General features: G+C 72.7%; 9 protein-coding genes. 7 read left to right on the top strand and 2 right to left on the bottom strand.

Annotation, left to right across the window (positions count from 1 at the left end):
- From DEP02_RS26275 to DEP02_RS26305, 7 genes are all read left to right on the top strand, one after another.
- Window positions 1-1,317, top strand: a 1,317-nt coding sequence (locus DEP02_RS26275; protein ID WP_112470168.1) for an aminotransferase-like domain-containing protein, incomplete at its 5' end; no start/stop codon positions are given.
- A gap of 131 nt (window positions 1,318-1,448) precedes the next feature.
- Entirely contained in the window at window positions 1,449-2,042 is a 594-nt protein-coding gene (locus tag DEP02_RS26280; RefSeq protein ID WP_112470169.1) for a histidine phosphatase family protein, read from the top strand.
- Window positions 2,043-2,160: 118 nt separating this feature from the next.
- Window positions 2,161-3,189 carry an N-acetyl-gamma-glutamyl-phosphate reductase gene (gene argC, locus DEP02_RS26285; protein WP_112470170.1) on the top strand — a complete coding sequence of 343 codons (1,029 nt, stop codon included), beginning with the start codon at window positions 2,161-2,163 and terminating at the stop codon, window positions 3,187-3,189.
- A complete protein-coding gene (argJ, locus tag DEP02_RS26290; protein WP_112470171.1) occupies window positions 3,186-4,337 on the top strand; it encodes a bifunctional glutamate N-acetyltransferase/amino-acid acetyltransferase ArgJ in 1,152 nt (383 codons plus the stop codon). The genes argC and argJ overlap by 4 nt, the downstream gene beginning before the upstream one ends.
- A gap of 162 nt (window positions 4,338-4,499) precedes the next feature.
- Window positions 4,500-5,438 carry an acetylglutamate kinase gene (gene argB, locus DEP02_RS26295; RefSeq protein ID WP_112470172.1) on the top strand — a complete coding sequence of 313 codons (939 nt, stop codon included), beginning with the start codon at window positions 4,500-4,502 and terminating at the stop codon, window positions 5,436-5,438.
- A gap of 23 nt (window positions 5,439-5,461) precedes the next feature.
- On the top strand, window positions 5,462-6,658 hold the full coding sequence (locus DEP02_RS26300) for an acetylornithine transaminase (protein ID WP_112470174.1): 1,197 nt from the start codon (window positions 5,462-5,464) through the stop codon (window positions 6,656-6,658).
- Between the two features lie 7 nt (window positions 6,659-6,665).
- Window positions 6,666-7,262, top strand: a complete 597-nt coding sequence (locus tag DEP02_RS26305) for an arginine repressor (RefSeq protein ID WP_112470173.1) — start codon at window positions 6,666-6,668, stop codon at window positions 7,260-7,262.
- A gap of 139 nt (window positions 7,263-7,401) precedes the next feature.
- Here DEP02_RS26305 and DEP02_RS26310 read toward each other — a convergent pair whose 3' ends face one another.
- Entirely contained in the window at window positions 7,402-8,139 is a 738-nt protein-coding gene (locus tag DEP02_RS26310; RefSeq protein ID WP_438947800.1) for an FAD:protein FMN transferase, read from the bottom strand.
- Between the two features lie 55 nt (window positions 8,140-8,194).
- Window positions 8,195-8,288, bottom strand: a 94-nt coding sequence (locus DEP02_RS26315) for an FMN-binding protein (RefSeq protein WP_117434537.1), incomplete at its 5' end; no start/stop codon positions are given.

The raw sequence follows: 8,288 nt of genomic DNA on the forward strand, positions 1-8,288 counted from the left end.
GAGGGCCTGGTGGTCACCCGGCCCGGCGCCGGCGCGTTCCGCGCGGCGCGGCGCGCGGCGGCCGCTGTCACCGGCGACACCTCCTGGCAGGAGGTCGCGCTCAGCGCGGACGGCGCCGCCGACCTCGTGCCGCGCACGGTGGACGCCTCCGGCGTCACGGTCTCGCTCGCCGCGCCCCCGCCGGGCGTGATCGAGTTCAACGGCGGCTATCTGCACCCCTCGCTCCAGCCCGAGCGGGCCATGGCGGCGGCGCTCTCCCGGGCGGGCCGCCGCCCCGGGGCCTGGGGGCGGCCACCGCTGGAGGGGCTGCCGGAGCTGCGCGAGTGGTTCGCGCGCGGCATCGGCGGGCCGGACGGCACCGTCACCGCCGCCGAGGTCCTGATCACCGCCGGCGGCCAGTCCGCGCTCACCACCGCCCTGCGCGCGCTCGCCCCGCCCGGCGCCCCGGTCCTGGTGGAGTCGCCCACCTACCCGGGCATGCTGGCCATCGCCCGCTCCTCCGGGCTGCGGCCCGTGCCCGTGCCCGTCGACGCCGACGGGGTGAAACCGGAGCTGCTCGCCGACGCGTTCCGGGCGAGCGGCGCCCGCGTGTTCGTCTGCCAGCCCCTGTTCCAGAATCCCACCGGGGCCGTCCTCGCCCCCGAACGGCGCAAGCAGGTGCTGCGGACCGCCCGCGAGGCCGGTGCGTTCGTCGTCGAGGACGACTTCGTACGGCGGCTCGCGCACGAGGACTCCGGCCCCCTGCCGCCCCCGCTCGTCGCCGACGACCCGGACGGAGTCGTCGTCCACGTCGGCTCGCTGACCAAGGCCACCTCGCCCAGTTTCCGGGTGGGCGCGCTGGTCGCCCGAGGCCCGGTCCTGGAACGGCTGCGCGCCATCCAGGTCGTCGACACCTTCTTCGTACCGCGGCCCTTGCAGGAGGCGGCCCTGGAACTGGTCGGCTCACCCGCCTGGCCACGCCATCTGCGCACCCTCGCCGCCGAGCTGAAGAGCCGCCGCGACGCGATGACCACCGCGCTGCGGCAGCACCTGCCCGAACTCGCCCTCCCCCACGTCCCCTCCGGCGGCTACCACCTCTGGCTGCGCCTGCCCGACAGCGCCGGGGGCACCTTTCAGGCCTTCGGCTCCGGGGGAGAGTCCGCCCTGACCGCCGCCGCCCTGCGCACCGGCGTCGCCCTCACCCCCGGCCGCCCCTACTTCAGCGCCGAACCACCCGCCCCCCACCTGCGCCTGAGCTTCGCCGCGGTCGCCGGCACGGCCGAGATCACCGAGGGCGTACGCCGCCTGCGCACGGCCTGTGCGGAGACACACGCCTGACGGAGGGCCGTCACCCACCGCCGGCTGCCCCCGGACACCTGCCGGGCAGGTGACGTCCGCGTTCGCAACCCCCGGGTGACCTCCACGTCACACCCCTTGACCCGCTTGCCCTCCCGGCCCACGATCGCCGCATGGCAGTTCGGGTCACGTTCGTCGCCGCGGCACGCGGCTCCCCGCTGCTCGCCGAGCGGTTCCAGGACGACCGGCAGCTCGACCAGGCAGGCTGGGACGAGGTGTGGCGGGTCGCCCACGAACTGCTGCCGCTCGCCGCCGCCGACCTGCGCTACTGCTCGCCCACCCCGCGCAGCCGTGCCACCGGGGACGCCCTCGGCTACGCCCCGCTCGTCCAGCTCGCCCTGCGCGACTGCGACATGGGCCGTTGGCGCGGGCTCACACTGGGCGAGGCGATGGCCCGCGAGCCCCAGGCCGTGGACGCCTGGCTCGCCGACCCGCGCGGCACCCCGCACGGCGGCGAGTCGCTGCTGTCCTTCATCACCCGCGTCGGCGGCTGGCTCGACACCCGGCCCGTCGAGGACGACTGCCGCATCGTCGCCGTGGCCGAACCCTCCGTGATCCGCGCCGCCCTGGTCTACGCCCTGAAGGCGCCCCCGTCGACCTACTGGAACATCGACGTCCGGCCCCTGTCGACCACCACCGTCACCGGCCGCGCCGGCCGCTGGTACCTCCGCCTCGACGGAATGCCGGCCCAGCCCTCGCGCGCATAGCCCCGCATCCCGGGCGGCGCACCCACCCACCGCACGACGGCCCGCCCTGCCCCGCCACCGCCGTCGTTGCATAAACCTGCAGCGATACGTATAGTCATGCCATCGAGGAGGAGGGTTCATGGCTGTACGTGTGGCGGTCGCCGGAGCGAGTGGATACGCGGGCGGAGAGGCGCTGCGCCTGCTGCTGGCGCACCCCGAGGCCGAGATCGGCGCCCTGACCGGGAACTCCAACGCCGGACAGCGCCTCGGCGCGCTGCAGCCGCACCTGCTGCCGCTGGCCGACCGTGTCCTCGTGAAGACCACCCCCGAAGTCCTCGCCGGGCACGACGTCGTCCTCCTCGCCCTGCCGCACGGCCAGTCCGCCGCCGTCGCCGAGCAGCTCGGCCCCGACGTCCTCGTCATCGACCTGGGCGCCGACTTCCGGCTGAAGGACCCGGCCGACTGGGAGAAGTTCTACGACTCCCCACACGCCGGCACCTGGCCCTACGGCCTCCCCGAACTTCCGGGTGCCCGCGCCGCGCTGGAGGGGTCCAAGCGCATCGCGGTACCCGGTTGCTACCCCACCGCCGTCTCCCTCGCCCTCGTCCCGGCGTACGCGGCCGGCCTCGCCGAGAGCGAGGCGGTGATCGTCGCCGCCTCCGGCACCTCCGGCGCCGGCAAGGCACCCAAGCCGCACCTGCTCGGCTCCGAGGTCATGGGGTCCATGTCCCCCTACGGCGTCGGCGGCGGCCACCGGCACACCCCCGAGATGATCCAGAACCTCAGCGCGGCGGCGGGGGAGCCGGTCACCGTGTCCTTCACACCCACCCTCGCGCCGATGCCCCGCGGCATCCTCGCCACCTGCAGTGCGAAGGCCAGGCCCGGCGTGACCGCCGAGTCCGTGCGCGCCGCCTACGAGAAGGCCTACGCCGACGAGCCCTTCGTCCACCTCCTCCCCGAGGGACAGTGGCCCGCCACCGCGGCCGTGTACGGCTCCAACGCCGTACAGCTCCAGGTCGCGTACGACCCCGCCGCGCACCGCGTCGTCGTGATCAGCGCCATCGACAACCTGACCAAGGGCACCGCGGGCGGCGCCGTGCAGAGCATGAACATCGCCCTCGGCCTCCCCGAGGAACTCGGACTTTCCACGATCGGAGTCGCACCGTGAGCGTCACGGCCGCCAAGGGATTCCGGGCGGCGGGCATCGCCGCCGGGATCAAGGAGAACGGCAACCCGGACCTGGCCCTCGTGGTCAACACCGGGCCCCGCCGCGCCGCCGCCGGCGTCTTCACCTCCAACCGCGTCAAGGCGGCCCCGGTGCAGTGGTCCGAGCAGGTCCTCAAGACCGGCCGGCTGACCGCGGTCGTCCTCAACTCCGGCGGCGCCAACGCCTGCACGGGCCCCAAGGGCTTCCAGGACACCCACGCCACCGCCGAGAAGGCGGCCGAGGTGCTCGGCGTCGGCGCCATCGAGGTCGCCGTCTGCTCCACCGGCCTGATCGGCGTCCTGCTCCCCATGGACAAGCTGCTGCCCGGCGTCGGGACGGCCGCCGCCCAGCTCTCCGAGCACGGCGGTGAGAAGGCCGCCATCGCGATCAAGACCACCGACACCGTCCACAAGACGTCGGTCGTGACGAAGGACGGCTGGACCGTCGGCGGCATGGCCAAGGGCGCCGGCATGCTCGCCCCCGGCCTCGCCACCATGCTCGTCGTCCTCACCACCGACGCCGACCTCGGGGCCGACGTACTCGACAAGGCGCTGCGCGCCGCCACCAGGGTCACCTTCGACCGCGTCGACTCCGACGGCTGCATGTCCACCAACGACACCGTGCTGCTGCTCGCCTCCGGTGCCTCCGAGGTCACCCCGGAACACGAGGAGTTCGCCGAAGCCGTACGTGCGGTGTGCGACGACCTGGGGCAGCAGCTCATCCGGGACGCCGAGGGCGCCGGCAAGGACATCAAGGTCGAGGTGATCAACGCAGCGACGGAGGACGACGCCGTGGAGGTGGGCCGCTCCATCGCCCGCAACAACCTCCTCAAGTGCGCCATCCACGGCGAGGACCCCAACTGGGGCCGCGTCCTGTCCGCGATCGGCACCACCGAGGCCGCCTTCGAGCCCGACCAGCTGAACGTCGCCATCAACGGCGTCTGGGTGTGCAAGAACGGCAGCGTCGGCGAGGACCGCGAGAAGGTCGACATGCGCTACCGCGAGGTCCACATCGTCGCGGACCTCGCGGCAGGCAGTGAATCGGCAACAATCTGGACCAACGACCTCACGGCCGACTATGTCCACGAGAACAGCGCCTATTCGTCTTGACGTGCCCGCTTGGTTGTCGCGGGTCCTCGTCGTCGCCGACGAGGGTTTCCGCTTCACCGGCGACCGCTCCTCCAGGACGAGTCCGGGATGAGTCTTACGTCGCCTCCACAGGCCAACACCGCCCGCCCGGCGGCTGATCCGAAATCTTTCCGAAAGTCGACTATGACGGTCAATCACTCAGAAGAGGGAAAGTCCCCGACCCGCAAGCACACCGCCCTGCCCAAGGCCCAGACCCTCATCGAGGCCCTGCCCTGGCTGACCCGGCACCACGGCAGGACCGTCGTCATCAAGTTCGGCGGCAACGCCATGGTGAACGAGGAGCTGAAGGCCGCCTTCGCCCAGGACGTCGTCTTCCTGCGGCACGCCGGTCTGAAACCGGTCGTCGTGCACGGCGGCGGCCCGCAGATCAGCCGGGCGCTCGACAAGCACGGCATCGTCAGCGAGTTCAAGGCCGGCCTCAGGGTCACCACCGAGGAGGCCATGGACGTCGTACGGATGGTGCTGGCCGGTCAGGTGCAGCGGGAGCTGGTCGGGCTGCTCAACCAGCACGGGCCGTTCGCCGTCGGCCTCACCGGCGAGGACGCGCACACCATCACCGCCACCAAGCACACCCCCGAGATCGACGGCGAGCCGGTCGACATCGGACGGGTGGGCGAGATCACCGAGATCGACACGGGCGCGATCGAGGCACTGCTCGCCGACGGCCGTATCCCGGTCGTCTCCTCGATCGCCCGCTCCCGGGACGACGGTGACAAGGGGCATGTCTACAACGTCAATGCTGATACGGCGGCTGCGGCACTCGCTGCGGCACTGGGCGCCGAAACCCTCATGGTTCTCACCGACGTCGAGGGCCTCTACGAGGACTGGCCGAACTCCGACGAGGTGATCAGCCGTCTGACCGCGAGCGAGCTGGAGAAGCTGCTGCCGGAGCTGTCCTCCGGCATGGCCCCGAAGATGGAGGGCTGCCTGCACGCCGTGCGCAACGGGGTGCGCACCGCCCGCGTCCTCGACGGCCGGGTCCAGCACTCGATCCTGCTGGAGATCTTCACCGACGAAGGCATCGGCACGATGGTCGTGCCGGACGAACAGGGGGAGTCATGAGCAATCAGGACGTGAACCAGGGCGTGAGCAACGAGCAGCTGACCGCGCGCTGGCAGGGCGCGCTCATGAACAACTACGGCACGCCGCGCCTGCCCCTCGTCCGCGGCGAGGGCACGAAGCTCTGGGACGCCGACGGCAACGAGTACCTGGACTTCGTCGGCGGCATCGCGGTCAACGCGCTCGGCCACGCACACCCCGCCGTCGTCGAGGCCGTCAGCCGGCAGATCGCCTCCCTCGGGCACGTCTCCAACCTGTTCGTCGCCGAACCGCCCGTCGCCCTCGCCGAGCGCCTGCTGCAGCTCTTCGGCCGGGACGGCAAGGTGTTCTTCTGCAACTCCGGCGCCGAGGCCAACGAGGGCGCCTTCAAGATCGGCCGGCTGACGGGCCGCCGGCACATGGTCGCCACCGAGGGCGGCTTCCACGGCCGTACGATGGGCGCCCTCGCGCTCACCGGCCAGCCCGGCAAGCAGGAGCCGTTCCTGCCGCTGCCCGGCGAGGTCACCCATGTGCCGTACGGGGACGCGCAGGCGCTGGCCGCCGCCGTCACCGAGGACACCGCCCTCGTCGTCATCGAGCCCATCCAGGGCGAGAACGGCGTCGTCGTGCCCCCGCCCGGCTATCTGAAGGCGGCCCGCGCGATCACGGCGGCCACCGGCGCGCTGCTGGTCCTCGACGAGGTGCAGACCGGCATCGGCCGCACCGGACACTGGTTCGAGTACCAGGCACACGAGGGCGTCCTGCCGGACGTCGTCACCCTCGCCAAGGGCCTCGGCGGAGGGCTGCCGCTCGGCGCCACCGTCGCCTTCGGGCGGGCCGCCGAACTGCTCCGGCCCGGCCAGCACGGTACGACCTTCGGCGGCAACCCGGTCGCGTGCGCCGCCGGACTCGCGGTGCTGGACACCATCGCGGGCGAGGGGCTGCTGGAGAACGTCAAGCGGCAGAGCGAGAAGCTGCGCGAGGGAACCGAGTCCCTGGGCCATCCTTTGGTCAGCCAGGTCCGGGGCGCCGGTCTGCTCCTGGGTATCGTGCTCACCGAGCCGCGTGCGCCGCAGGTGCAGCAGGCGGCTCAGGAGGCCGGTTTCCTGGTGAACGCGCCCGCCCCCGACGTCGTACGGCTGATGCCGCCGCTGAACCTCGGCGACGACGCGGTGGACGCCTTCCTCGGGGCGCTGCCCGGCCTCCTGGACGCGGCAGGAGGGGACGGACGATCCGGAGAATGAGACGACGATGAGTCAGGCGCAGGACCACGGGCAGGCCGGGCAGACCGAGCAGACCGAGCAGGCCGAGCAGGCCGGGCAGATCGAAGCCGCGATCTCCGGGCCCGCCGTGCCGCAGACACGGACCGCGCGCCACCGCCGGATCGTGGACATCCTCAACCGGCAACCGGTGCGGTCGCAGAGCCAGTTGGCGAAGCTGCTGGCCGACGACGGGTTGAGCGTCACCCAGGCGACGCTGTCGCGGGACCTGGACGAGCTGAACGCGGTGAAGATCCGCAACACCGACGGCGACCTGATCTACGCGGTGCCGAGCGAGGGAGGTTTCCGCACGCCGCGTGCGCCGCTGGGGGAGTCGGTCAAGGAGGAGCGGATGCGGCGGCTCTCGCAGGAGCTGCTGATCTCCGCGGAGGCCTCCGCGAATCTCGTGGTGCTGCGGACTCCTCCGGGGGCGGCGCAGTTCCTCGCCTCGGCGATCGACCAGGCGGAGCTGCACGACATCCTCGGGACGATCGCCGGCGACGACACTCTGCTGCTGATCAGCCGGGATCCGAGCGGAGGGCAGGCGCTGGCGGACCACCTGCTGCGGCTGGCCCAGAACGGGCACTGAGCACCGTAGGGGAGTCTGTCGTCGATCGGGTGCGGGTTCATCGCGGCCGGCCGCGCCCGCGATGGGGTCCCCCTGCTCGTCAGGAGCTTGGGGGAGGAGCCGTACGTCAGCACGGCCCCGCGCCCCTTGGTGGGCCGGCTCACCCCAGTCGGGAGGCGAGGCCACCTGTACATCTGACCTCGTCCCCCGCCGTGATCAGCAGCGCCTCCACGTCCGGCAGCGACTCCAGCCAGGCGAGCCCCTCCCGCGAGCCCATCGCGAAGGCCGCCGTGGCCCAGCAGTCCGCCCAGGTCAGGCTGGGGGCGACCACTGTGACCGCCACCAGGTCGGTGACCGCGGAGCGACCGGTGCGGGGGTCCACGACATGGGCCCCGCGCTCCGCCGTACCCGACGTGGCCACCGCCAGCTCCTCCGCACCCGCCGCGGAGACCACCGCGGCCAGTCCGCCGGGGCGCAGGGGGTCCGACACGCCGACCCGCCAGGGCCGCTGCGGGCCGGGGGAGCCCAGCAGTTGCACGTCTCCGCCGCCGTTCACACTGACCCCGTCCACGCCCGCCGCCGCGATCCGCCGGGCGGCCCGTTCGGTGGCCCAGCCCTTGACGATGCCGGTCGGGTCCAGGTCCCCCCGGTAGCGCAGGCTGAACCAGCCCCCGCCGGCCCGCTCGGCCTCGGCGCCCAGGGCGAGGACCTCGGCGACCTCGGGATCGCAATCCTCCACGGTGAGCTCCCCGCGCGCCAGCCGGGAGATCTGACTGTCGTCGCGGTAGGTGCTGAACACCTCGTCGACCCGGTGCAGTCCGGCGACCGCCTCGCGCAGTGCCGTCCGCACCGCGTCGGGTTCCCCGCCGCGGACGTCGAAGGAGAAGACCGTCCCCATGACCTCCTCCGCGTGACGTACCGCGGCGGGATCCTTCGCCGACTCGACCACGGCCTCAGCCACCGGCCTGGTCCAGTGCGGACTGCAGCGACTGCTTGTAGCCGTCGCTGGTGTACGTCGCTCCGGACACCGTGTCGATGTCGGCGCTG

This window comes from Streptomyces triticisoli (assembly GCF_003270085.1).
Lineage (GTDB): Bacteria > Actinomycetota > Actinomycetes > Streptomycetales > Streptomycetaceae > Streptomyces > Streptomyces triticisoli.

Coding starts and splice junctions, on each gene's coding strand:
- DEP02_RS26310 (WP_438947800.1), bottom strand. CDS start 8,139: ATGGGGACGGTCTTCTCCTTCGACGTCCGCGGCGGGGAACCCGACGCG.
- argC (WP_112470170.1), top strand. CDS start 2,161: ATGGCTGTACGTGTGGCGGTCGCCGGAGCGAGTGGATACGCGGGCGGA.
- argB (WP_112470172.1), top strand. CDS start 4,500: ATGACGGTCAATCACTCAGAAGAGGGAAAGTCCCCGACCCGCAAGCAC.
- DEP02_RS26305 (WP_112470173.1), top strand. CDS start 6,666: ATGAGTCAGGCGCAGGACCACGGGCAGGCCGGGCAGACCGAGCAGACC.
- DEP02_RS26280 (WP_112470169.1), top strand. CDS start 1,449: ATGGCAGTTCGGGTCACGTTCGTCGCCGCGGCACGCGGCTCCCCGCTG.